Below are 24,179 nucleotides of genomic sequence, written 5' to 3'. Positions count from 1 at the left end.
TCATGCCGGGGCAAGCCGGAACGGTGGTGCCTTAAGGCTCCCAGCCCTTCGGCGCGAGCTCGAACTTTGCGAACTCGAAGGCGGGCGCCACGGTGCAGCCGAGCAGCGTCCACTCGCCGGTGGTCTCGGCCGTCTGCCAGGCATTCGCCGGCACGATCGCCTGCGGCCGCTCACCGCTCACAAGGTCCGTGCCGAGGCGCACTTCATGCTGGGAGCAGCCGTCATGGGCGATCCGCAGCGTCAGCGCGCCGCCGGCGTAATAGTGCCAGACCTCGACTGCATCGATGCGATGCCAGTGCGAGCGCTCGCCGCGCGTGAGCAGGAAGTAGATCAGGGTCGAACGCGACCGGCCGCTGGCGTCCGTGGTCTGGTCGCGAAACGTCTCGCGGTAATGCCCGCCCTCGGGATGCGGGCGGAGTTCGAGGTGCGCGATGATCTCGGCTGCGGTCGACATCGATTCCCGTCAGGATTTGATCTTCAAGACTTGTTCTTGCGCTCGCGCAGCTCGCCGAACACCGCGGCGGCATCCGCGCCTTTCATGTGCAGCCTCGCTGCGACCGACGGTTCGTCGGCGCGCAGGAACACGTTTGCTCGCTTCTCGTCACCAAGCAGTGAGGGAACGGTCGGCTTGTTCTCGGCCCGCAGCTTCGCCACCTCCGCCGCGCGCGCCTGCAGCGCCGCATTGTCGGGGTCGACGGCCAGCGCGAACTTGACGTTGGATGCCGTGTATTCATGGCCGCAATAGAGATTGAAGTCGTCGGGCAGGGCACGCAGCTTCAAAAGCGAATCCCACATCATCGGATAGGTTCCCTCGAACACGCGGCCGCAGCCGATCGAGAACAGCGTGTCGGCGGCGAACAGCGCCTTCTCGGTGTCGAACACGTAGGAGATGTGGTCGAGCGTGTGGCCGGGCGTCTCCAGCACGCGCCCCAGCAAGCTGCCGACCTTGACGATTTCGGCATTGGCGACGCGCAAGTCGACGTTTGCGATCTTAGTCGTCTTGTCATGCGGCGCGACGACGCGGCAATTGTATTTCTGCTTGAGCTCGGCCACCCCGCCGACATGATCGCCATGATGATGGGTGATCAGGATGTCGGTGAGCTGCCAGCCCTCGCGCTCCAGCGCCTTCAGGATGGGACCGGCCTCCGGCGCGTCGATCGACGCCGTCGCCTTGGTTTCCACATCGTGGATCAGATAACCGAAATTGTCGTTTAAACAGGTGAAAGTACGAATTTCGGCAGCCATGTCATCTCCATCGCGCTCAGCCCCGCCAGACAAATATGGCGTTAACGTTGCGCAGGCAATGCAATATTCCGCGCGCAGGGTCCACCTCGTGCATGTTACATTGCCGTCATGACCATTGATGTCGTCGACCTCCGCGAGTTCTACTCCCGCCGCCTCGGGATTGTGGCGCGGCATATGATCAATCGCGGCATCAGGGAGCGGTGGCCGCGTATCGAGGGCCAGCGCGTGCTCGGCTTTGGCTATCCCACGCCCTATCTCGGGTTGTTCCGCGAGGATGCGGAGCGCTGCATCGCCTTCATGCCGTCGGCGCAGGGCGTCTTGAAATGGCCGACCGGACGGCCGGCGCTCGCCTCGCTGGTGGATGAATTCTCGTTGCCGCTTCCCGACGCCGCGGTCGATCGCATCCTGCTGGTCCACGCGCTGGAAATGTCGGACGATCCGGCCGCGCTGCTGCGCGAGGCTTGGCGCGTGCTGTCGCCGTCCGGCCGGATGATCGCGGTCATCCCGAACCGGCGCGGGGTGTGGACCCGCACCGACAGCACGCCGTTCGGTCACGGCCGGCCCTATTCGCGCTCGCAGATCACCGACCTGTTGCGCCAGACCTGGTTTACCCCGACCGCATGGGGCGAGGCGCTGTTCATGCCGCCCTATGCCGGCGGCTGGGTACTGAAATCCGCACAGATGTGGGAGCGCGCTGGCGCGGCGCTGTCGCTGCCCTTCGCGGGCGTGCACATCGTCGAGGCGACCAAGCAGGTCTACCGCGCGATCCCCGCCAAGCGCGAGCGGGCGCGGCTGATTCCCTCGCTGGCGAAGCCGGTGCTGGTGCCGTCCTCGACAAGCGTGACGCGCAGCTAGAGCTCCGTTCCGGTTGCATCGGAACGGAGCTCTAGTTTCTTGTTTCGACGCGTTTTCTTGACGCGAACCGGTATCCACTTCGCTCGAAAACGCTCTAAAAAAATCGTCCCGGCAAGACCGGGACGATTCAGGTCAGAATATCTGGCGAAACGGTTGCGGCTTACTCGCCGGGGGCCACTTCGTCGCTCGAGGCCGCCGGAGCGGCTTCGCGCTCGGGGCGCGGGCCATTCGGCCGGCGGCGCCGCCGCGGAAAGCGTTCGCCGCCAGCAGCGCCTTCAAGGCCGGCGCCCGGGGCGCCGGTCAACTGCGGCTGCGGGCCGGTGATGAAGGAGGGCAGACGATCGACGTTGCCAGCCTCGGCGACGACGACGGGCTGCGGCTGGTTCTGCGGTTGCGGCTGATATTGCGGCTGCGGACGATGGTCGCGCTCGCGATGTTCGCGCGGCTGCTGGTTGTCGCGCTGATAAGGCTGGTTGTCGCGCGGCTGATGATCTCGCTGCTGATGATCTCGCTGGCCATCGCGGTCGCGCACGAAAGTCGGCTGCGGCGGCTGCGGGACGAAACCCGGCTCCTGGCCAAAATTCGAGAAATTCTCGCCGTCGTCTTCGCTGTCGTCGCCGCTGCTGTTGCTGATGGGCTCGTCGCCGCGCGGCTGCTGGTTCTGGCGGAACTGCTCCTGAGCCGTCGCGATCAGGCGAAAATAATGCTCGGCGTGCTGGTAGTAGTTCTCGGCCGCAACGGGGTCTCCGGAGGAGCGCGCGTCACGCGCGAGCTGAAGATACTTTTCAGCGACATGCGAAGCCGTGCCGCGGATCTTGATGTCGGGTCCGTTGGACTCGTAGACCCGGGTCATCGGGTTCTGGCCGCGCCGGTTATTGTTGTTGTTATTGTTGCTACTATTGTTGTTGCGGTTGCGCATCCGCTGCTTGTTCTGACCGTTTCTCATGTCCTGCCTTTAATTCCAGCCCTAAAGGTTGCACGCATCACTGATTGCTGAGAGTGACCTGATGACAGCGGTTCACATCGCTCGCGCGCACCGCACGCAAACAGATTGATCCCTGCCGATGTTCGTCGACCGTCGCGTTCAACAAAGACGCGTTCCCCACCGCCAGCATCTATCGCCAGCGAACCCATTCATATCGCCTGCCGAAACAAGCCTAGCTTTGTTGCGTAAGTCTTAAAGCTCAATATCAGGCTTTCGTTCACGTTGCGGTCGGTAAGCAGCGCAGCTCAATGGCCATCGCGCTCAACAGGACCTGCGGTTTGGAACCTTTATCGGTAGGCTCTCGCTCGAGAGAGCCCGGCTTTCGCCCGTAGGTCTACGGGGCCGGCACCGATCTGTTGATCGGAAGGTAGTCGTTCCCAAGGGATATTCCAAGAGGTTTTTTGCAGTCCAATCCGGCTTTTATGGGGGCATTTTTCGGGCCGAAACCGCCCGCGGTATGCCCGCCAGATCGACTTTGGGCGAACTGTCCACCACCAACGCAGCGGCCGTCATCAAGGTTTCAATATTTCGGGCCTGGCCCTGTCCGGCCTCGACGATCAGTGCTCCGCCGGGGGCGAGACGTTCCGCGGCCTGCGGGGTCAGGGCGCGATAGGCGTCGTAACCGTCATTGCCGCCATCGAGCGCCAGATGCGGATCGTGCTCGCGCACCTCGATGCTCAGTTTCGGAATTTCGGCCGACGGGATGTAGGGCGGGTTCGAGACGATGAGGTCGAACGGGCCGCGAAGCGCCGCAGCGTAGGAGCAGGCGACGAAGCTGGCGCGGTCGGCGAGGCCCAGAGCTGCGGCGTTGTCTCTGGCGGTCTTGAGCGCGGTCAAGCTGAGATCGGTGCCGACACCGAAGGCGCCGGGAATTTCGTGCAGCAGCGCGAGCAGGATAGCGCCCGATCCGGTGCCGATATCCGCGATGCGCGGCCGCTGCCCCGATATCGTGAGGCCGCGAAAGATATCGAGCGCCAGTTCGACCACGGTCTCGGTGTCCGGCCGCGGCACCAGCGTCGCCTCGGATAGCTGGAACGGCAGGCCCCAGAATTCCCGAGCGCCGAGAATGCGGGCGACCGGCTCATGGGCGAGCCGGCGCTTCGCGGATGCTTCGAGCCGCGCGGCCTCTTCAGCTGTGAGTTGCCGGGCCGCCTGCGTGACCAAGCCGGTCAGATCAAGCCTCAGCGCAGCTCCGACGAGCAGGCGCGCATCAAGGGCGGGCTGCTCGATGCCGGCCGATTGCAGCCGTGCCGCAAGCGCGCGCCGCGCACTCTCGATGCTGTGTCCGGGTTCGAAATCGGCCGCCAATGGAACCATCCTGCCTGGTACCGTGGATAGATCGGCGGGCTTGCTTGCGTCAACGGAAACGAGCGCGTCAGATCGCGCCTCGCAGCGAAGGAGGGATCCATGGCGCCCTATGACGATCAGAACGTTTTCGCAAAGATCCTGCGCGGCGAGATCCCCTGCTTCGAGGTTTTCAGGGACGAGCGCAGCCTCGCCTTCCTCGACATCATGCCGCGCTCGCCCGGACACACGCTTGTCATTCCCCGGGCGCGGGCGCGCGGCATTCTCGATATCGCGGATGACGACCTCGCCGCGGTCGCCCGAACCGCCAAGCGGATCGCGATTGCCGCGATGAAGGCCTTCGGCGCCGAAGGCATCATCCTTCAGCAGTTCAGCGAGCCAGCCAGCGGTCAGGTGGTCTTTCACCTGCACATGCACGTCATGCCGGTCAGGGCCGGAATCGAGCTGCTGCCGGCGCAGACGCGCAAGGAAGACATGGCCGTGCTCGCCGATCACGTCAGGCGAATGATCGCCGCGATCTAGACGCCGAGATAGCGCTGGAGCAGCTCCGGCTGGGCCTTGAGCTCCTGCGCCGGCCCCTCGTGCACGATGTGGCCGTTGTTGATGATGTAGATTCGCGTCGCCAGCGCCAGCGTGGCCGCCAGGTTCTGCTCGACCAGCACGATGGTTTGGCCGGCGGCCGCGAGCTCGCGGCAGGCCTTGACGAGATCGTGGACGATGACGGGCGCAAGCCCCTCGAACGGCTCGTCCAGCAGCACGATCTTGGGATCGCGCACCAGCGCCCGTGCGATCGCGAGCATCTGCTGCTCGCCGCCGGAGAGCTCGGTGCCGCGGTTGTTGCGACGCTCCTTCAGCCGCGGAAACATTTCGTAGATGCGCTGGAGCGGCCAGCGTTTCGGCGCAGTGATCCCGGCGAGGATGATGTTCTCCTCCACCGACAGGCCGCCGAAGATGCGGCGTTCCTCGTGCACGAGCTGCATGCCGGCCTGCGCGATTCTGTGGCTCTTGCGCCCGGCGATGTCGATGCCGTCGAACTTCACGCTGCCGCTGCGGGGCGTCACGACGCCCATCAGGCTCTTCAGCGTGGTGCTCTTGCCGGCGCCGTTGCGGCCGAGCAACGCCACCACCTCATGACGCTCCACACGCATGGCGACGTCGAACAGGATGTGGGAGTCCCCGTAATAGCTGTTCAGGCCGTTGACCTCGATCAGGCTCATGCGGCGATCTCTCCGTGAACACCGCCGAGATAGGCTTCCTGCACGGCGGCGTTGGACTTGATTTCCTCGGGCGTGCCGTCGAGCAGCACTTTGCCTTCCTGGAGCACTGTCACGCGCTCGACCAGTTCGAACAGCGAATCCATGTCGTGGTCGATGATGATCATGGTGCGCCCGCGCGCGATCGATTTGAGCAGCTTGACGGTCTCGACCCGCTCGCGCGGGCTCATGCCGGCAAGCGGCTCGTCGAGCAGCAGCAGGCGCGGCGACGTCGCGAGCGCGAGCCCGATCTCCAGCCTGCGCTTCTCGCCATAGGCGAGCTCCGATACGGGCGTATCGGCACGGCGGGTCAGGTTGACGAGGGCAAGCGTGTGCTCCACCTGTTCCGTCAGGCCCTTGACGCCGGAGAGCTTGCGGAACAGGTCGAGCCGGAATTTTCCGCGCAGCTCGGCGAGCGCGGCGATCGTCAGGTTCTGCCGTACCGTCAATCCGGTGAAGAGCTGGTTGACCTGGTAGCTTTTGGTCAGTCCGAGCTGGCAAACCTCGGTGACCCTCAATCCCGTGATGTCGCGCCCCTCGAACACGATCTGGCCGGAGGTCGGCGCGATCTCGCAGGTCAGCATCTTGAAGAAGGTCGATTTGCCGGCGCCGTTGGGACCGATGATCCCGCGCAGCTCGCCCTGATTGACGCTGAAATTGATGTCGCTATTTGCGACGAGGCCGCCATAGCGCTTGGTCAGGCCGGTGGCTTTCAGGATCGGTCCGGAATAAGCGGGTTGCTTGGCCTCCTTGGCCTGCATCGGCGTCGGTGCGGGTTGCTGCGCGGCCTCAGCGTCAGCGGCCTCTTGCTCTATCTCCGCGTCCGTCCGCTTTTGCTTGCCCGAGGTAAGGCGGTAGAGATCAGCAATACCGCCGATGATGCCGCCGCGCAGGAAGCAGACCAGCAGCACGAACACGACACCCAGCACCAGCTTCCAGGCTGCGCCGAGACCCAGCGCGGATTGGAGGAAATCCTGAAGGAAGAGCCAAACAGTTGCGCCGACCAGCGGTCCGAACAGCGTGCCCCGGCCGCCGATGGCCGTCTGCATCACGAGCTGGCCGGAGGTATCGAAGGTGAAGGCGTCGGGCGGCATGAAGGCCTGGAGCACGCCGAGCAGGCCGCCGGCGAAGCCCGCATAAGCGGCTGCGATCACGAAGGCGGTCAGCTTGTAGCCGTGGATGTTGTGGCCGACGGCGGTGGCGCGCAGCGGATTGTCGCGGATCGCGCTGAAGATGGCGCCGACCGGCGAGCGTACGATCCTGAGCGCAATGACGACGCCGATGAAATAGCACAGCGCGATGAACTGATAGAGCGACCAGCCATTGGTGAAGTGGATGGTGGTGAAGCCGAGATTGAAGCTCGGCGTCGGCACGCCGGGCAGGCCGTTCTCGCCGCCGGTGAAATCGGAGAGCGGATTGAACTCGACGAAGAAGAACACTTCCGCGATCGCCACGGTGATCATGGCGAAATAGATGCCTGTGCGGCGCAGCGCGATGAGGCCGATGAGATAGCCGGTCGCGGCGGCTGCGATCATGCCGATGATTAGCGCGCCCAGCACGTTGCTGAACCCGGCGCGGGTCAGGAGGTAGGCGGCGACGAAGCCGCCGGTGCCGTAGAAGGCGGACTGACCGAACGACAGCAAGCCGGTGAACCCGAACAGGATGTCGAAGCCGAGCCCGAACAGGCCCCAGACCAGGATCCGGTTCACGGTGTTCGGCGCGAAGCCGAGATGGGGCAGCACGAAGGGGGCTGCGATCAAGCCGATCGCAGTCAGGGCTTCGATCAGGAACGGGCGTTGCTTGAGCATCAGGAAATCGCTTACTCGCGGCCCTGGACGCCGAGCAGGCCATGCGGTCGCACCACGAGTACGAGCGCCATCGCTGCAAACAGCATCACATAGGCATAGCCGGGGTTGAACATGGAGGTGACGCTGATGATCTCGCCGGCGATCAGGCCGCCGAGGATCGCGCCCGGGAAAGAGCCAACGCCGCCGATCACCACCACCACGAAGGTCTGGACCAGGATGTCGTCACCGATGCCCGGTGTCAGCGACGCCACCGGCGCGTTGACGATGCCGGCAAAGCCGGCGGCCATTGCGCCAATGCCGAACACGACCATGAAGACACGGTAAACGTTGATGCCGAGCGAATCGACCATCACCGAATCCTCGATGCCGGCGCGCACGATCATGCCGAGCCGGGTCCGGTAGAGGATGATGAACAGTGCGCCGAGCGCGATCGCGACGATGCCGACCACGGCGAGGCGGTAGGTCGGATAGAACATGAAGCCGAGATTGGTGATGCCCTGGAACAGCGCCGGCGGCGGCACCAGCTGCGACTGGCTCGAGAAGATCAGGCGCACCAGCTCGACGAAGCAGATGCCGAGCCCGAAGGTCACGAGCAGCTGATCCTCGTGGGGGCGGTGATAGAAATGGCGGATGATGACGCGTTCCATGACGACGCCGAGCAGCATCACGAACAGCGAGCCCGCGATGACGGCGAGAATGAACGACTCCGTGTACTGGTAGGCGACGAAGCCGGCATAGCCGCCGATCATGAACATCGCGCCATGCGCGAGGTTGAGCACGCCGAGCGTGCCGTAAATGATGGTCAGGCCGGAGCTGATCAGCGCGAGCAGGGCGCCGAGCGCGAGCCCGTTGAAAAGCTGCGAAACGAGATTGGGCCAACTAATCATGCAACGATCGCTGTTGTAACGCGCGACGGGGCGCATCAAAAAAGGTGACGCCGCAGGTCCAGAGTGCAGCCCGCGGCGTCACAGGGGTTAGTGCGGGCTTAGGTGTAGTCGCCGAGATGGCACCCGAACGCGTCCGGCTTCTGCATCAGGCCTTCGCCCGGGACGATTTCGACGACGTCGTACCAGTCTTCCTTGTTCTTCATGTCCTTCTGCTGCTTGCCCTTGACGATGATCACGGGGCGGACACATTGGTGATCTTCAGGGCGGTAATGCACGTCGCCGACCAGCGAGGGGATGGTTTCGCCCTTCTCGTAGGCCTTGATCACGTCGGGCGGGCTGAAGCTGCCGGCCTGCTCGCACATGTGGGCCCAATGCGCGAAGCTGACATAGGCGTTCTCCGCGCCCCATTCCGGCTTGTAGCCGTACTTCTTCTCGAAGGCTTCGTTGAACATCTTGGCCAGCGGGAACTTGTCCTCGATCGTCCACCAATAGTCGGTGGCGGCGTAGACGCCCTGCATCAGGCCACCGGTTTCGCGCGCGATGAACGGCACCTGGTAGGGAACGACCAGCTTCATCTTGTCGAGCACGCCGAACTGCTTGGCCTGCTGGGTCGACAGCACGGCGTCGTGGCCCCAATTGACGTTGATCAGGACGTCGGCGCCGGAGTTCGCGACGTTGAGCAGATAGGAGGAATAATCAGGCGCGCCGAGCGGTGCGACCTGGTTGGTCACGGTGGTCCAGCCCGCGGTCGCGAGGAAGTCCTGCATGGATTTGGTGACGGTGTGGCCGTAGGTGTAGTCAGGCGTCAGATACGCCGCCTTCTTGCCCTTGCCGAATTCCCTCACCATCACCGGGCCGATCGCCGCAGCCGCGGTCTGGCCGAAGAAGTTCTGGCGGAAGCCGTAGCGAACGCAGTCCTTGCCGGTGGTGTCGTTCGAGCCGGAAATGCCGCACACGAACAGCACGTGCTCACGCTGGGCGAGCTTGTTGAGCGCGACCGCGACGGCGCTGGACGTGCCGCCTGTGATCATGATCGCCTTGTTCTCGCTGATGAAGCGCTGCTGCGCCTGCACCGCCTCGTTCGGCTTGGCCGCGGAATCGGCGACGCCGAACTTCAGCTCTTTGCCGAGCACGCCCTTGTTGGTCTTGGGCGATATCTTCTTGATCAGATCATGGCCGCTGTTGATGTGCTCGATCGCGAGCTGGTAGCCCTTGAGCTCGTCCTCGCCCTGCACGGCGTAGGTGCCGGTGCGCGGCACCGAGATGCCGATGAAAGCGGTGGAACCCGAGACCCCCGCGGGGTAGGAACCGATCGCCGGCTTGTCCTCGGCAAACGCCGGCATCCCGGGCAGAACCGCGCCGCCGATGAGACCCGCGGTGGTCTGAAGCAGGCCACGGCGCGAGAGGCCGCGGCGGATGAGATTGTCAGTCATGATCGTTTCCTCCGAACATTTGTTCTTGTTTGCAGGCGCGAGCACGACCTGTCCGGCGCCGCCGACCTCGCTGGCCTGCTGCGCCGGGCACGTCACGTCCGCGTGTAGCTCTTGGACGTAGACATTGCTTGTGAACGCCTTCTGTCAATTTCGCCTTTGGTCGAATAACGAAAATTATCTCGTGAAAACATATCGGATCACGATATATATTAGTCTTTGTGAGTACGAGACTGGCGGGTTCGGCGAGAGAAATGGCGCGGCAGACGACAGTGACAGGTGCCCGGAAGCGACAGTCCTGGCCGCAGGGAGCGGAGCGGCCGGAGGCGGCGTGGCCGGCGGAAGAGGTCAACGGCCAGCGGGCGACACCGCAGTCCGGCGATGCCTCGCGCCTGCCCGATCCGCGCCGGCGCGGGCCTATCGTCGGCCCCGTTCAGGCGAAGCGCGTACCTGGCCCGATGAAGAAGCTGAGCGTGCGTGCCCAGAACGTCCTCAAGGAGCTCGCGGTCGAGCTCACTGCCGAGCAGCCGCCGAAGGGGAATTGGTCGCCCTCGCGCGAATTGCTGCGCGCGCTGACGGCTGAACGTCTCGCGACCGCGCGCAATTGCGGTCCTCACACGATGCGGGAGATCGTCGACTGGGCGCAGGGCTGTGGCGTGACCATCAAGCCGGTGATCCCGCACGGCGGCTCGTTGTCGCAGATGTGGGCGGAGTTGATTACCAACGCATCCGCCGGTGCCTTGACCAGCGCCGAGATTGCCAGCGCGCTCCAGCGCTCGATCCGGCGAAAGAGCGTCCGCATCCCGATTGCGTTTCAGGTCATCCTGGTGAGGATCCTGCTGTCCAACTTCGAATAGGGCGGCGATATTTGTGTATTCGCGGCGCCGGTCGGTTGGTTCCGCCTGGCCTTCCTTGCTAGTCTCGGTGATGCCGCCCGTTCCATCGGCCGGTTCGACGTCGCAGGCAGGATATGGCTCCATCGAAGCGGCAGACGACACGCTCGGCGCGTGCTGTGCCCACAAAGGGCGGCGCGATGCGCGAGGCCGACTACGCGGCGCTTGCGCAGTTCCGCTATCAAATCCGGAGTTTCCTGACGTTCAGTGAGGCGGCCGCACACCTGCAGGGATTGACGCCGCAGCAGCATCAGGCGCTGCTTGGTATCAAGGGCTTTGTCCGTCCGGGTCCCGCGACCGTCGGTGACGTCGCGCGATTTCTGCTGATACGACACCACTCGGCCGGCGAGCTGATCAACCGCATGGCGAAGCTGGGACTGGTCGGCCGAGTCACTGACCCCGAGGACGCCAGGCGTGTTCATCTCAGGCTGACGAGGAAAGGCGAGCAGAAGCTCCAGGCACTCTCAAGGAAAAATCTCGAGGAGCTCCGTCGCGCTGCGAGCCCGGCGTTGAGCCGCTTGTTGAAGTCATTCCGGCAATCGAGCCAGTCCTGAGCGGGGGGATTTCGGCCAATCAGGCCGCGGCGCCGGTCACGCCGCCGCGCCTTGGGCGGCGAGCTGCGCGGCCTGGTGCTCGGTGGTCAGTGCGTCGATCAGTTCCCCGATCGCTTCTCCGGCAATCACCTGCGGCAGCTTGTACAGCGTCAAATTGATGCGGTGATCGGTGACGCGTCCTTGCGGAAAATTGTAGGTGCGAATGCGCTCGCTGCGATCTCCGGACCCGACCTTCTCCTTGCGCTCGGCCGAGCGGGCGGCATCGACGCGCTGCTGCTCGGCATCGTAGATGCGCGAGCGCAGGATGTTCATGGCGGAGGCACGGTTCTTGTGCTGCGAGCGGCTGTCCTGCATCATCACCACGATGCCGGTCGGGATATGTGTGATGCGGATCGCCGATTCCGTCTTGTTGACGTGCTGGCCGCCGGCGCCTCCCGCGCGCATGGTCTCGATGCGCAAATCGTCGTTCTTGATGTCGATGTCGACCTCCTCGACCTCCGGCATCACGGCGACGGTCGCGGCGGATGTGTGAATGCGCCCCTGCGTCTCGGTGTCGGGCACGCGCTGCACGCGATGCACGCCGGATTCGAATTTCAGCTTCGAGAACGCGCCGCGGCCCTGCACCTCCGCGATGACTTCCTTGTAGCCGCCGACGCTGCCTTCGCTCGCCGAGATCACCTCGACCTTCCAGCCCTGAAGGCTCGCGAACCGCTCGTACATCCGGAACAAATCGCCGGCGAACAGCGAGGCCTCGTCGCCGCCGGGTGCCGGCGCGGATTTCCAGCACCACGTTGCGGTCGTCCATGGCGTCCTTGGGCAGCAGAGCGAGGCGGATATTCTGGACCAGGTCCTCGATCTTTGGCGTCAACTCACCGCGCTCGGCTTCCGCCATGCCGCGCATCTCGGGATCGGTCGCGGGATCGGCGATCAGTGCCTCGGTGTCGGCGAGCTCCTTGACGGCCGAACGATAGGCCTTGACCGCTTCGATCAGTGGCGTGAGCTCGGCGAGTTCACGCGTGATCTGCACATAGCGTTCGGAGGCGAGCTGACCGAGCGATTCGGCCTCGAGCGAGGCGTGATGCGCGAGCAGGACGTCCAGTTTGGCTTCGGGCAGTGACGACATCGGTTCAGTCTCAAGATGCGGAAAAGGGCGAGGCGGCAGGAAGGGGCGACAGGCCCGCTACAACGCCAGGCCTTCGGCCTCGGCAAACTCCGTCAGCTTCTGCCGGATCGAGACGCTCCCGGCGGGGGCGTCCAGCAAGGGGCCGAGCATCTCTTCGGCCTTCTTGGCGTCGAGATCGATCACCATCGCCTTGACCGGGCCAAGCGCGGTCGCCGAAAGCGACAGCGAGCGGTAGCCCATCGCGATCAGCGCCAGCGCGCCGATCGGCTTCGACGCCATCTCGCCGCAGAGCGACAGCGATTTCTTTGCCGCTTGCGACTTGCGCGCGATGTCGCGCAGCGCACGCAGGATCGGCGCCGACATGGTGTCGAAGCGCCCGGCGACCTTTGCGTTGCCGCGGTCGACCGCGAACAGGAACTGGAACAGATCGTTGGAGCCGACCGAAATGAAGTCGACCTTCTTCAGAAGCTCGTCGAGCTGATAGAGCAGCGCCGGCACCTCGACCATGGTGCCGATGTCGATCCGCTCCGGCAGGGTGTGGCCGTGCTGGCGCAGATAGGTCAGCTCGCGTTCGACCAGCGCCTTCGCCGAATCGAATTCGCCGACCTCCGAGATCATCGGGAACATGATGCGCAGCGCACGGGCCGCCGCCAGCGCGCAGCAGCGCGCGGATCTGGCCGCGCAACAGGCCGGGACGGTCGAGCCCGAGCCGGATCGCGCGCCACCCGAGCGCGGGATTCTCCTCGATCACCGCTTCCATATAAGGCAGCGCCTTGTCGCCGCCGATGTCGAGGGTGCGGAACGTGACGGGTTTGGTGCCGGCGGCATCCAGCACGGTACGATAGAGCGCGAGTTGGTCGCTGGTGCGCGGCAGGCTCTGGCCGACCATGAATTGCAGCTCGGTGCGGAACAGGCCGATGCCGGCGCTGCCGGTGTCCTCGATATGCGGCAGGTCGATGGCGAGACCCGCATTGATCATCAGCTCGACCTTCTGGCCGTCTTTGGTGACGCAGGGCAGGTCGCGCAGCGCCAGATATTGCGCCTGGCGGCGGGCGCGGAAGCGCACGCGCTCGGCGAAGGCGGCCTCGACCTCCTGCGACGGACGGACATAGATCGAGCCGGAAGTGCCGTCGACGATGATGGCGTCGCCGGGATCGGCGATACCAGGTGCGTTCGGCACTTCGCCGACCGCGGGAATGCCGAGCGCACGCGCCACGATCGAGACGTGGGAATTGGCGGTGCCTTCCTCCAGCACGATGCCGCGCAGGCGCTTGCGGTCGTAGTCGAGCAGCGCCGCCGGGCCCATCGCGCGCGCGATGACGATGGCGTTGTCGGGCAATTGTTCACGTGAAGGCGCGTGATCCTGGCCGACCAGCTGCCGCATCAGGCGATAGCCGAGATCCTCGAGATCATGCAGCCGGTCGCGCAAATAGGGATCGGTCGAGCGCAGCATGCGCGCGCGGGTGTCGGACTGCACGCGCTCGACGGCGGCTTCCGCCGTGAGGCCGGTGGCGACCGCCTCGTGCAGCTTGTGCGACCAGCCCTGGTCGTTGGCGAACATGCGGTAAGCTTCCAGCACCTCGCGATGCTCGCCGCCCTCGGCGACGTCGCCGCGCTCCAGCATGCGATCGAGGTCGGCGCGCAGCTTAGCGAGCGCGGTGTCGAGCCGTTTGATCTCCTTGGGCAGGTCCTCGGCGATGTAGTCCTTGATGACGACGCGCGGCTCGTGCAGCACGACGTGGCCGAGCGCGATGCCTTCCGACAGGATGGCGCCGACCTTCTGCGCCGAATGGCGCGCGGCGGGCTCCTGGCCGGGCTGGGCCAGCGCGGACAGCTCGCCGGAGGCGATCAGCTCCGCCAGCACCATCGCGGTGGTCTGGAGCGCCTCGAGCTCCTCCTCGACATAGTTGCGCTTGGCGCGGTTCTGCACCACCAGCACGCCGAGCGTGTTGCCGGCGCGCAGGACCGGCACGCCGAGGAAGGAGTGATAGATTTCTTCGCCGGTCTCGGGGCGGAACGAGAACGCCGGGTGGCTCTGTGCGTCGTTCAGATTGAGTGGGGTCGCCTCGCTGGCGACGAGGCCGACCAGGCCCTCATGGGCCGTCAGCACGGTGTGGTGCACCGCCTCGCGGTTGAGGCCTTCTCGGTGGCATAGAGCTCGAGCGTGTTGTCGACGCGCAGCACATAGACCGAGCACACCTCGGCCACCATATTGGCGGCGATCAGCACCACGATCTTGTCCAGCCGCTCCTGGGCCGAGACCTGCTCCGCCATGGTTTCGCGGAGCCGTCTCAACAAGACGCGGGGACCTCCCGACGCGCTCCGCATGTGCCGTCAACCCTCCACCGTCTGCCGGGGCCGAAGGGGCCCGCGGCGGCTCGCCCAGAAATCCAGAAAAACAACGAATTTGCTCGTCCGGCGCCGGCCCAGCCGATCCGCTGGAGCCGTCACCTGAGCCGAATCAGCACCGCCTCAACTGGGGCACAGTTTGCGGCAGCCCACCCTGTTCGCCGTATAGCGAATTAGGGCTTGTTTTGCCAAGCAAAACGCCTGCCAAACGCGAAGCTGTGTACACCTTCGCGTTTGCTGCGACCGCTAAGAGAAAATTAGCCTATGCCTGATCGAGACCGTAGAGCGTGTGCAGGGTCCGCACCGCAAGCTCGGTGTAGGCGGTATCGATCAGGACGGAGAATTTAATCTCGGAGGTTGTAATGGCTCGGATGTTGATATTCCGTCCGGCGAGGGCCGAAAATGCCTGGGCGGCGACGCCGGCATGGCTGCGCATGCCGCTGCCGATCACCGAGATCTTGGCGACGTCGGTGGCGGTGTCGAGCCGGGCATAATTGATCTGGCTCTTGGCCGCGGTGATCGTCTCCTTGGCCCTTGTGTAGTCGGCAGCCGGAACCGTGAAGGTGAGGTCGGTGGTCTTGCCGTCCTCGGAGACGTTCTGCACGATCATGTCGACGTTGATATTGGCATCCGCGAGCGGGCCGAAGATCGACGCCGCAACGCCGGGCTTGTCCTCGATCTGGCGTACCGAGATCTGGGCCTCGTCCTTCGAAAAGGCGATGCCGGTGACGACGTGGCTTTCCATGATCTCCTCCTCGCTGCAGATCAGCGTGCCGGGCGGCTGGTTGGCATGCGGGTCGATATCCTCGGGCTTGTCGAAGCTCGATCGGACGAAAATCGGCATGTTGTGGACCATGCCGAGTTCCACCGAGCGGACCTGGAGCACTTTTGCGCCTTGGGAGGCCAGTTCCAGCATGTCTTCGAACGCGATCTTGTCGAGCCGGCGCGCCTTCGGCACGATTCGCGGATCGGTGGTGTAGACACCATCGACGTCCGTATAGATGTCGCAGCGGTCCGCCTTGATGGCGGCGGCGATCGCCACGGCCGAGGTGTCGGAGCCGCCGCGGCCGAGCGTGGTGATGCGATTGGTCTCGGGGTTGATGCCCTGGAAGCCGGCGATAACGGCGACCTCCTTGCGCTCCCTGAAGCGCTTGATGATCTCGCCGCCGTCGATGTCCTCGATCCGGGCCGAGGCATGGGCGTCGCTGGTCTTGATCGGGATCTGCCAGCCCTGCCAGGAGCGGGCCTGGATACCCATACCCTGAAGCGCGATGGCAAGCAGGCCGGACGTCACCTGTTCGCCCGAGGCGACCACGGCGTCGTATTCGCGCGCGTCGTGCATCGGCGAGGCCTCGGTGCACCAGGCCACCAACTCGTTGGTTTTACCGGACATCGCCGAGACGACCACTGCCACTTCATGGCCGGCGTCGACCTCACGCTTCACATGGCGTGCGACGTTGCGGATACGTTCGATGTTGGCGACGGATGTGCCGCCGAATTTCATCACGAGGCGGCTCATGACGACGCGTGCATTCCCTCATAAGGATAAGTATGGTGACCCGCGCTGGACGGGTGCCTGCGATACCGACCGCGCGTATACAGAGGGGCGGGGCCGGGGGCAAGCGGGTTCCTGCGCGGGCCAATCCGGGCAATGGGTTAATCGAGGTTATGGCGCGCTATATCGACGAGATCCTGCAACCGGGCGAGCGGGTGCTGTATTCGACCAATGCGCACTGGATCTTCTATTTTCCGGCCATCCTCGCATGGATCGCAGCCTTGGGCCTGTTCGTGCTGTCAAGGCAAACCGCGGTCGACGGGCTTGTGATTCTGTGTCTCATCGCCTCGGGGGTGGTCGCCTTGGCGGCGCTGTTCTGGACCTTGAAGGGCTGGTTCCACCGCTTCACCACCGAGACCGACGTCACCAACTTGCGAGTTGTGCACAAGACCGGGTTCATCAAGCGCCGCACCTTCGAGATGGCGCTGGACAAGGTCGAGAGCGTCGATGTGAATCAGACCATTCTTGGACGCATTCTCAACTATGGCGACGTGACCATCAATGGCGTGGGGGAAGGTCGCGAAACCATCCGGACCATCGCCTCACCGCTCGCCTTCCGTAGTTCGATCACCACGCGGTAGGACCGCGCTTACTGATGAGCATGCAGCAAGATACTTCCGCTACCGCAAGCCCGCCGTCGGGCTCGACCGTCGACGCCGCCGAGATCGCGAAATTTTCAAAACTCTCGGCCGAGTGGTGGGACCCAAACGGCAAGATGGCCCCGCTGCACCGGATCAACCCGCTGCGGCTCGGCTACATCCGCGATGCGGCCTGCCGCAAGTTCGAACGCAACTTGCGCAGCCTGAACTGCCTCGGCGGTCTGCGCGTGCTCGACATCGGCTGCGGCGCCGGCCTGTTGTGCGAGCCGCTGTCGCGCCTGGGTGCGCAGGTCATCGGCGTCGATCCGTCGGTCAGCAACATCGCCGCCGCGAAGCTGCACGCCGACAAGGCGCATCTGTCGATCGACTATCGCTGCACCACGGTGGAAGAGATCGACCCGCGCGAGCGATTCGACATCGTGCTGGCGATGGAGGTGGTCGAGCACGTCGTCGATGTCGGCGTTTTCCTGAAGCGCTGCGCCGCGATGCTGAAGCCGAACGGGTTGATGGTGGTCTCGACGCTGAACAGGAACTGGAAGAGCTTTGCGCTTGCCATCGTCGGCGCCGAATACGTCCTGCGTTGGCTGCCGCGCGGCACCCACGAATGGAACAAGTTCGTCACCCCCGACGAGCTGACGAAAATACCTGCTCGACAATCGTCTCGTCATCACCGAACAGACCGGCGTCGTCTACAGCCCCTTCGCCGACAAATGGACGCTCTCGTCCGACATCGACGTGAATTACATGGTCGTGGCGGAAGGCATAGTGTGAGGCCACGCCGCTTCCAAGCATTCGGCGTCGTCCTGGATCAGCGCTTCGCTTGTCCAGGACGACACTGAATTTGCCGCGCAAGCATCGCACCCATGACATCCGCGTGATTGACCTGCTTGAGCGCTAGCGGCACGTTGCCTCAACTTCCTCTCTCACCCACTCGCCATCCCCCATGTTCACCATCGCCAGCCTCTGGATTCTCTTCACCGTCATTGCCGCGCTCGGCCAGGTCGCGCGCAATGCGATGCAGCGGTCGCTGACGAAGCCGCTGGGGACCTGGGGCGCGACCAATATCCGCTTCCTGTTCGGCTTCCCGTTCTCGCTGCTGTTTCTCGCCATGGTGCTGGTCGCGACCGGCGATCATCTCGGCATGCCGCCGACCGTGTTCTGGCCGTGGCTGCTGCTCGGCGCGCTCAGCCAGATCGTGGCGACCGGCCTGATGCTGCTGGCGATGAACGACCGGTCCTTCGTGGTGACGACGGCCTACCTGAAGACCGAGGCGATCCAGACGGCGATCTTCGGCTTCGTCTTCCTCGGCGATCACCTGACTTGGCTCAAGGTGCTGGCGATCGTGATCGCGACCATCGGCGTCGTCGTCACCGCGCTGCGGCCCGGCGGTGAGAAGAGTTTTGCCGAACTCAAGCCGACCATCACCGGTCTGGTCGCCGCGGCGGCGTTCGCGTTGTCAGCGGTCGGTTTCCGGGGCGCTATCATCAACGTGCCCAGCGTGTCCTTTGTGACGGCAGCATCGTTCACGCTGGTGCTCGGCCTGTTCGTGCAGACGCTGATCCTGACGATCTATCTGCTTTGGCGCGCGCCGAAGGTGCTTCAGGCGATTTTGGGGCTGTGGAAGCCATCGCTGCTCGCGGGCTTCATGGGCGCGTTCGCCTCGCAGTTCTGGTTCCTCGCCTTCGCGCTGACGGCCGCCGCCAACGTCCGCACGCTCGCTCTGATCGAGGTGTTGTTCGCGCAGGCCGTGGCGTATTACTCGTTCAAGCAGCCAATCGCGGCACGCGAGATTCTTGGCATCGCGCTGATCGTGGTCGGTGTGGCGGTGCTGGTGGCAGTTTAGTTCCGGTCTTCCGGCAGCGTCGGCAGCGGCGACACCTCGATGCCTTCGTCGATCAGCGACTTGGCTTCGTCGGGCGAAGCCTCGCCGTAGATCGGACGGTGCTCCTTGTCGCCGTAATGCATCGCGCGGGCCTCGTTCGCAAAACGCTCGCCGACATTGTCGGCGTTTTTCACGATGTGATCGCGCAGCTCTTTGAGCTTGGTGCGAAGCTCCTTCTCCTGCGCCATCATCAGCGAGGTCGGTCCGGACAGTGTAGCCTCGGGCGTGGTCGCAGCCACGGGCTCCGGCGGCGGCGCCGCGGGTCCGCGGCCTTTCTTGCCGACGATGCGAGGCGCCATGATCGCCTTGTTGATCCTGGCCGAGCCGCAGATCGGACAGGTCACGAGCTTGCGCTTCACCTGCGAATCGTATGCCGACGAGCTCTGGAACCAACTTTCGAAGTCGTGGTTCCGGTCGCAGTGGAGCGCGTAGCGGATCATGCCGATCCCCGCACGAGGTGCAGATGGTCCGGCCCGGCCTTGGGGTCGGCGACGCCGAAGCGGCGGCCGTGCTGGAGCGAGGGGATTGCGCGGCGCGCGGTCTCGACCTTGGCCGGATCGATCCTGGCCATGATGATGCCCGGCTCGACATCGCCCTCGGCGAGGATCTCGCCCCAGGGATCGATGATCAGCGAATGGCCATAGGTCTCGCGCTTGTTCTCATGTAGGCCGGCCTGCGCGGCGGCGAAGATGAAACAGCCGGTCTCGATCGCGCGTGCACGCAGCAGCACGTGCCAATGCGCTTCACCGGTCTTGCGGGTGAAGGCCGAGGGCACCGTGATGAAGTATGCGCCGCTCTCGGCCAGCGCGCGGTAGAGCGCGGGGAAGCGCACGTCGTAGCAGATCGTCAGCCCGACGCGGCCCCAGGGCAGGTCGGAGATCACGGCGGTCTCGCCCGGCTGGTAATTGGCGGATTCGCGATAACTCTCGCCGTCCGGCAGCTCGATGTCGAACATGTGGATCTTGTCGTAGCTCGCGAGCACATTGCCCTCGGGCCCGATCAGGAAGGAGCGGTTGACCGCTTTCTCCTCTGAGAAGCGCAGCGCCAGCGAGCCGACATGGATGTGGATTTTCAGCTCCGCCGCGAGCGCCCGGTAGGCCCTCAGCGAGTTGTCGTCGTTTTCGCTCTGGAGGTGCTCGAACAGCGCCTTGCGGTTGACCTGCATCATGTTGCTGACTTCGGGCGTCTGCACGTAGTCGGCGCCATTGGCCGCAGCCTGCCGGATCAGTTTGGTGGCCTGCGCGAGGCTCGGCTCGGGCATCAGGCCGGTGCGCATCTGCACCATGGCCGCGGTGAAGGTCCCGATCTCGCTCATGACTCCGCCTTCACATGTTCAAGCATGCCGTCGAGCTTGCCGCCGCGGTCGAGCGCATAGAGTTCGTCGCAGCCGCCAACATGGGTTCCGCCGATCCAGATCTGCGGAAAGGTCGTGCCTTCGCCGGCGCGATCGTACATCTCCTGGCGCCAGGACGGGTTCCTGGCGATATCGAACTCCGTGAAGGTTGCCTTCTTGCGGGTCAGCAGCGACCTGGCGGCGGAACAATAGCCGCAGCCCGGCCTTGTGTAGATCTCGACAGCAGCGGTCATGTTGTCTGGCGCTCTCATGTCATGAATTCATTGAATTATATGGGACTTCACCGGCTCTCGACAACCCGGGCAAAGACCAGCACGTCCACTTGGGCCGCCTTGGCGCGGAGCAGGGCCCGCGCGCAGGCATCCAGCGTCGCACCCGAGGTCAGGACGTCGTCGATGAGGACAATGCGCCGACCCTGGACCTCCGCCTGACGGTCGGGCGATACCTGGAATGCGCCCTGCACATTGGTGGCGCGCTGGGCCCGCGACAGGCCGATCTGTTGCTCGGTGGCGCGTACCCGGCGCAGCACCTCGGCCTTCACTTTCACTCCGCTCTGCCTCTCGATGATCCGCGCCAGCGCCCCGGACTGGTTGTAGCGGCGGCGCCAGGCCCTTCGCCAATGCAGGGGAACAGGCACCAGCATATCGGCCTCGCTGAGCAGCTCGCCACCCGCACGCGCCATCCAGCGGCCCATGGCGGGCGCCAAATCCGTGCGGTCCTGGTATTTCAGCGCATGCACCAGGGTGCGCGCGACGTCGTCGTAACGTACCGCGGCGCGCGCCCGCTGGTAGGCCGGTGGGCTCGCGATCGCCTCCATCGACAGCATGTCGGGGCCGGGGTCATACACAAAGGGAATGCCGAGCCGCGGGCAGTAGGGCCGTTCGATGAACGACAGCCGCGCCCAGCAGGCCGCGCACACGCCCTCGCCATCGACTGGCTCGCGGCAGGACACACACAAGGTCGGCAGCGCGATGTCGAGCGCGAGCCGCGCCGCACGCGACAGGGCATGGCGGCCGGCCGTCCATGCGGCCCGCAAGGGTCCGGAGAGCGAGCGGGAAGGGGCGGAGGCGTCCATGGGGAGAAGCTAGCGTTCCGCGCTTGTCGGCTCAAGCAGCACTCTCGTGCCTCGGCTCTGCGGAGCGTCACTGCGTGCCGCACCGCGTCCGGGACAGAACAGAGGCGATTGCCAGAACGACTTGGATCGGCGTAACCAGCGGCATGGCTCAGCCCTCCCAGACCCCGCCCGCTCTGTTCGATCGCGCCTTGCTGCATGCGCGGCAGCGGCGCGCGCAGGCGCAGGGCGAGGTCACCTTCCTGCTCGATCGGGTCGCCGAGGACATGTCGGACCGGCTGGCTGCTGTGATGCGCGAGTTTCACGCGGGAGCCGATCTCTGGACGCCCGGCGAGGGACTTGCGGCGTTGCGCACGCGACTGCCTTGCGTCGAGCGGATCGCGCTCGACGCAGCGGGTATGGAGACACTTCCCTTTGCACCGGAGAGCCTCGACCTCGTCGTGTCGGCACTGGCGCTGCAATTCGTCAACGACCTGCCAGGCGTGCTCGCGCAAATCCGTCGTGCGCTCAAGCCGGATGGTTTGCTGCTCGCCGCGATGATCGGTGGCGACAGCCTGACCGAGCTGCGGCAGGCGTTCGCCGCGGCGGAAGCTGAATGCGAAGGCGGCGTGTCGCCGCGCGTCGCGCCGTTCGCGGATTTGCGTGATATCGGCGCGCTGTTGCAGCGGGCAGGCTTTGCGCTGCCGGTCACCGATGTCGACCGCATCGTGGTGCGTTACGCCAATGCATTTGCGCTGATGCAGGATCTCCGCCGCATGGGCGCGGCCAATGTGCTGATCGAGCGGCGCCGCACGTTGTCGCGGCGCGCGACGCTGCTGCGGATGGCCGAGAATTTATGCCGAACGCTTTGCCGATGCCGACGGCCGCATTCGTGCGACATTCGACATCATCTGGCTCTCGGGCTGGGCCCCGCATGCGAGCCAGCAGCAGCCGCTGAAGCCGGGGTCGGCGAAGGCGAGCCTGGCGGAGGCGGTGAAGAAGGCGGGGAAGGAGTGACGTGTGTCCCGGACGCGCTGCAGCGTTCTTACGCTGCTGCGCAGAGCCGGGACCCAGCCCTGCGGCAAGCATGGGCCCCGGCTCTGCAGCGCATCGCTGAAGAAGCGCTGCGCTGCGTCCGGGGCACCGCACGTCTCACATCAGCAAATCGATCAAATGCGGGATCAGCGGAATATCCGCTGGCGGCATGGGATAGTCGCGCAACTTGTTGGCGCGAACCCAGGCGAGATTCTGGCCCTCGCGCGCCGTCACAATGCCTTCCCAGCGCCGGCAGATGTAGAGCGGCATCAACAGATGAAAGGTCTCGTAGCCGTGGCTCGCAAAGGTCAGCGGAGCCAGGCAGGGTTCGGCGACCGTGATGCCGAGCTCCTCGTGGAGCTCGCGGATCAGGCTCTGCTCCGGCCGCTCGCCGGGTTCACATTTGCCGCCGGGAAATTCCCAGAGGCCGGCCAGCGTCTTGCCCTCGGGGCGCTGCGCGATCAGGACGCGCTTGTCGGCATCGACAAGCGCGCAGGCCACCACCAGTGTCAGTTTGAGATCGGCCATGCCTGGAATGTCGCTCGCTGAAGATCATCCGTAACGGTTCGTTAACCCGTTACGGCCCGGTTTCCGAGCTCTCCATAAGTCATATTTAATCGACGGTTCCTAGAGTGGAAAAGCTCAGACTCCGGGATCCCCACCTATGCGTGCCGCGCTTCGCACAATTCTCCAACGGTTCGGTCTCGATCAACGCGGCAATATCGCAGTGATCTTCGCGCTGACCTGCGTCCCGCTGATCACCGCGGTCGGCTGCGGGATCGATTATTCGCGGGCGACGCAGATCAGATCCAAGCTGCAGGCTGCGGCGGACGCCGCCAGCGTCGGTTCGATTGCCAAGAATTCGCCGGCGTACCTCGCGGCTGGCACCATGATGGCGGACGGATCCATTGCGGCCGGAGTCACCGACGCCAAGAACATCTTCGACGCCAACCGGGCAAATCAGAACGGATACACGCTCACCAGCGTGACGCCGGTCGTCTCAAAGACTGGCTCCACGGTAACCTCGACGGTCAATTTTTCCGCGACCATCAACACGATGTTTCTCGGCGTGATCGGCAAGAGCACGGTGGCGATGTCGGGCACTTCCACGGCCACAGCCAACATGCCGCTCTATATCGACTTCTATCTCCTGTTGGACAATTCTCCGTCGATGGGTGTCGCAGCGACACCGACCGACATAACGAATTTGCAGGCAAAGACCGGTGGATGCGCATTCGCGTGTCACGACACCTCCAAGAAGGCCGGCACAAGCAACTACGACATTGCCAAAGCAAATGGCATCACTACCCGAATCGACGTGGTGCGCCAGGCGAGCGCGAACTTGATGGACACAGCCCGGAACACGCAGACCTACACGAACCAGTTCAGGATGGCGATCTACGATTTCGGCGCTGCGTCAGCAACGATCGGATTGAGAAATCTGTTCTCGCTCTCGTCGAGCCTGACGTCCGCCAAGACTGCGGCGGGAAACATCGACCTGATGTCGGTCGCCGGTCAGAATGACGCTTTTACTGCCGATAAGGATACTCCCTTCACCACCATCTTTCCCGCAATCAATAGCGCAATCGCCTCGCCGGGAGCCGGCACATCTTCCGCCCCCCTGAAGTATTTGTTTTTTGTATCGGACGGCGTCGCCGATGAAAGCAATGCCTCTTGCCTGAAGACGATGTACAATAAGAATTGGGGAAACATAGCGCCGCGCTGTCAGTCACCTATCAATCCCGCGCTGTGCACGACGTTGAAGAACCGCGGTATCAAGGTCGCGGTGCTGTACACAACGTATCAGCCCCCTACTGACAGCTGGTACAAGGACTGGATCGCGCCCTTCAACGCCGGGACATGGGGGCCGTCCCCGAACAGCGAGATCGCGCAGAACATGGAGAGCTGCGCTTCGCCAGGATTCTATTTCGAGGTTAGCCCCACCCAGGGCATTTCGGACGCGATGAACGCTCTGTTCCAGAAGGCGCTCGCGGACGCACGGATCTCGGGGTGATT

General features: G+C 64.4%; 21 protein-coding genes and 4 pseudogenes. 9 read left to right on the top strand and 16 right to left on the bottom strand.

Annotated elements, in window-relative coordinates; all coding sequences use genetic code 11:
• Positions 1-31: 31 nt before the first annotated feature.
• Entirely contained in the window at positions 32-454 is a 423-nt protein-coding gene (locus tag ACVWYI_RS00975) for a cupin domain-containing protein (RefSeq protein ID WP_456660964.1), read from the bottom strand.
• 23 nt (positions 455-477) lie between these two features.
• A complete protein-coding gene (gene gloB / locus ACVWYI_RS00970) occupies positions 478-1,245 on the bottom strand; it encodes a hydroxyacylglutathione hydrolase (RefSeq protein WP_247344954.1) in 768 nt (255 codons plus the stop codon).
• Between the two features lie 108 nt (positions 1,246-1,353).
• Between gloB and ACVWYI_RS00965 the strand changes: the two genes are divergently transcribed.
• Complete coding sequence (locus ACVWYI_RS00965; RefSeq protein ID WP_456660963.1) at positions 1,354-2,100, top strand: class I SAM-dependent methyltransferase; 747 nt, start codon at positions 1,354-1,356, stop codon at positions 2,098-2,100.
• Positions 2,101-2,260: 160 nt separating this feature from the next.
• On the opposite strand, the gene ACVWYI_RS00960 is transcribed toward ACVWYI_RS00965, so the two are convergent.
• Positions 2,261-3,046, bottom strand: a complete 786-nt coding sequence (locus tag ACVWYI_RS00960; protein WP_354049674.1) for a DUF4167 domain-containing protein — start codon at positions 3,044-3,046, stop codon at positions 2,261-2,263.
• Between the two features lie 459 nt (positions 3,047-3,505).
• Positions 3,506-4,402, bottom strand: coding sequence for a peptide chain release factor N(5)-glutamine methyltransferase (gene prmC / locus ACVWYI_RS00955; RefSeq protein ID WP_456660962.1), 897 nt, complete (start codon positions 4,400-4,402; stop codon positions 3,506-3,508).
• Between the two features lie 90 nt (positions 4,403-4,492).
• Here prmC and ACVWYI_RS00950 point away from each other — a divergent pair, with 90 nt between their 5' ends.
• Positions 4,493-4,912 (top strand): HIT family protein, encoded by a 420-nt coding sequence (locus ACVWYI_RS00950; protein ID WP_456660961.1) that lies wholly within the window; start codon positions 4,493-4,495, stop codon positions 4,910-4,912.
• On the opposite strand, the gene ACVWYI_RS00945 is transcribed toward ACVWYI_RS00950, so the two are convergent.
• From ACVWYI_RS00945 to ACVWYI_RS00930, 4 genes are all read right to left on the bottom strand, one after another.
• Positions 4,909-5,607, bottom strand: coding sequence for an ABC transporter ATP-binding protein (locus ACVWYI_RS00945; RefSeq protein ID WP_247444644.1), 699 nt, complete (start codon positions 5,605-5,607; stop codon positions 4,909-4,911). The two genes, ACVWYI_RS00950 and ACVWYI_RS00945, sit on opposite strands and share 4 nt — an antisense overlap.
• Positions 5,604-7,451 (bottom strand): branched-chain amino acid ABC transporter ATP-binding protein/permease, encoded by a 1,848-nt coding sequence (locus ACVWYI_RS00940; protein WP_456660960.1) that lies wholly within the window; start codon positions 7,449-7,451, stop codon positions 5,604-5,606. The genes ACVWYI_RS00945 and ACVWYI_RS00940 overlap by 4 nt, the downstream gene beginning before the upstream one ends.
• An 11-nt stretch (positions 7,452-7,462) precedes the next feature.
• Positions 7,463-8,338, bottom strand: coding sequence for a branched-chain amino acid ABC transporter permease (locus ACVWYI_RS00935; protein WP_456660959.1), 876 nt, complete (start codon positions 8,336-8,338; stop codon positions 7,463-7,465).
• 98 nt (positions 8,339-8,436) lie between these two features.
• Positions 8,437-9,771, bottom strand: coding sequence for a substrate-binding protein (locus tag ACVWYI_RS00930; protein ID WP_456660958.1), 1,335 nt, complete (start codon positions 9,769-9,771; stop codon positions 8,437-8,439).
• A gap of 269 nt (positions 9,772-10,040) precedes the next feature.
• Between ACVWYI_RS00930 and ACVWYI_RS00925 the strand changes: the two genes are divergently transcribed.
• The gene (locus ACVWYI_RS00925; RefSeq protein WP_456660957.1) at positions 10,041-10,625 is read left to right on the top strand and encodes a hypothetical protein; all 585 of its coding nucleotides are present in this window, start codon (positions 10,041-10,043) and stop codon (positions 10,623-10,625) included.
• Between the two features lie 113 nt (positions 10,626-10,738).
• The gene (locus ACVWYI_RS00920) at positions 10,739-11,215 is read left to right on the top strand and encodes a MarR family winged helix-turn-helix transcriptional regulator (protein WP_247444649.1); all 477 of its coding nucleotides are present in this window, start codon (positions 10,739-10,741) and stop codon (positions 11,213-11,215) included.
• 36 nt (positions 11,216-11,251) lie between these two features.
• On the opposite strand, the pseudogene prfA reads toward ACVWYI_RS00920, so the two are convergent.
• The 3 genes and pseudogenes from prfA to ACVWYI_RS00905 all read right to left on the bottom strand — a co-directional run bounded on the left by prfA (position 11,252) and on the right by ACVWYI_RS00905 (position 16,206).
• A pseudogene (gene prfA / locus ACVWYI_RS00915) lies at positions 11,252-12,338 on the bottom strand (peptide chain release factor 1).
• A 57-nt stretch (positions 12,339-12,395) separates the two neighbouring features.
• Positions 12,396-14,666, bottom strand: a pseudogene (ptsP, locus tag ACVWYI_RS00910) (phosphoenolpyruvate--protein phosphotransferase).
• A 283-nt stretch (positions 14,667-14,949) separates the two neighbouring features.
• Positions 14,950-16,206: an aspartate kinase gene (locus ACVWYI_RS00905; RefSeq protein ID WP_456660956.1), complete on the bottom strand. Its 1,257-nt coding sequence runs from the start codon at positions 16,204-16,206 to the stop codon at positions 14,950-14,952.
• 149 nt (positions 16,207-16,355) lie between these two features.
• Between ACVWYI_RS00905 and ACVWYI_RS00900 the strand changes: the two genes are divergently transcribed.
• The 3 genes and pseudogenes from ACVWYI_RS00900 (at position 16,356) to ACVWYI_RS00890 (ending at position 18,684) form a co-directional block, all read left to right on the top strand.
• Positions 16,356-16,823, top strand: a complete 468-nt coding sequence (locus ACVWYI_RS00900) for a PH domain-containing protein (RefSeq protein WP_247353127.1) — start codon at positions 16,356-16,358, stop codon at positions 16,821-16,823.
• 14 nt (positions 16,824-16,837) lie between these two features.
• Positions 16,838-17,612, top strand: a pseudogene (ubiG, locus tag ACVWYI_RS00895) (bifunctional 2-polyprenyl-6-hydroxyphenol methylase/3-demethylubiquinol 3-O-methyltransferase UbiG).
• Between the two features lie 172 nt (positions 17,613-17,784).
• Complete coding sequence (locus tag ACVWYI_RS00890) at positions 17,785-18,684, top strand: EamA family transporter (RefSeq protein WP_456660955.1); 900 nt, start codon at positions 17,785-17,787, stop codon at positions 18,682-18,684.
• Here ACVWYI_RS00890 and ACVWYI_RS00885 read toward each other — a convergent pair.
• Genes ACVWYI_RS00885 through ACVWYI_RS00870 form a run of 4 tightly spaced genes read right to left on the bottom strand, consistent with a single transcriptional unit; the run spans position 18,681 to position 21,152 of the window.
• Complete coding sequence (locus ACVWYI_RS00885) at positions 18,681-19,163, bottom strand: DUF1178 family protein (RefSeq protein ID WP_456660954.1); 483 nt, start codon at positions 19,161-19,163, stop codon at positions 18,681-18,683. The two genes, ACVWYI_RS00890 and ACVWYI_RS00885, sit on opposite strands and share 4 nt — an antisense overlap.
• Positions 19,160-20,038: a carbon-nitrogen hydrolase family protein gene (locus ACVWYI_RS00880; RefSeq protein ID WP_456660953.1), complete on the bottom strand. Its 879-nt coding sequence runs from the start codon at positions 20,036-20,038 to the stop codon at positions 19,160-19,162. Before ACVWYI_RS00880 ends, ACVWYI_RS00885 begins: the two co-directional genes overlap by 4 nt.
• Positions 20,035-20,310, bottom strand: coding sequence for a glutaredoxin 3 (grxC, locus tag ACVWYI_RS00875; RefSeq protein WP_354106874.1), 276 nt, complete (start codon positions 20,308-20,310; stop codon positions 20,035-20,037). The genes ACVWYI_RS00880 and grxC overlap by 4 nt, the downstream gene beginning before the upstream one ends.
• A 47-nt stretch (positions 20,311-20,357) precedes the next feature.
• The gene (locus ACVWYI_RS00870) at positions 20,358-21,152 is read right to left on the bottom strand and encodes a ComF family protein (RefSeq protein ID WP_354106875.1); all 795 of its coding nucleotides are present in this window, start codon (positions 21,150-21,152) and stop codon (positions 20,358-20,360) included.
• 143 nt (positions 21,153-21,295) lie between these two features.
• On the opposite strand from ACVWYI_RS00870, the pseudogene ACVWYI_RS00865 reads away from it, so the two are divergent.
• A pseudogene (locus ACVWYI_RS00865) lies at positions 21,296-22,145 on the top strand (methyltransferase domain-containing protein).
• A 135-nt stretch (positions 22,146-22,280) separates the two neighbouring features.
• On the opposite strand, the gene ACVWYI_RS00860 reads toward ACVWYI_RS00865, so the two are convergent.
• Positions 22,281-22,691, bottom strand: a complete 411-nt coding sequence (locus ACVWYI_RS00860; protein ID WP_456660952.1) for a (deoxy)nucleoside triphosphate pyrophosphohydrolase — start codon at positions 22,689-22,691, stop codon at positions 22,281-22,283.
• A gap of 136 nt (positions 22,692-22,827) precedes the next feature.
• Between ACVWYI_RS00860 and ACVWYI_RS00855 the strand changes: the two genes are divergently transcribed.
• Complete coding sequence (locus tag ACVWYI_RS00855; protein ID WP_456660951.1) at positions 22,828-24,177, top strand: TadE/TadG family type IV pilus assembly protein; 1,350 nt, start codon at positions 22,828-22,830, stop codon at positions 24,175-24,177.
• The last annotated feature ends 2 nt before the right edge of the window (positions 24,178-24,179 follow it).

The sequence above is a fragment of the Bradyrhizobium sp. LB13.1 genome (genome assembly GCF_054056815.1).
Note: the sequence above shows the minus strand (reverse complement) of the source record. Positions and strands in the feature narration are given on the sequence as shown.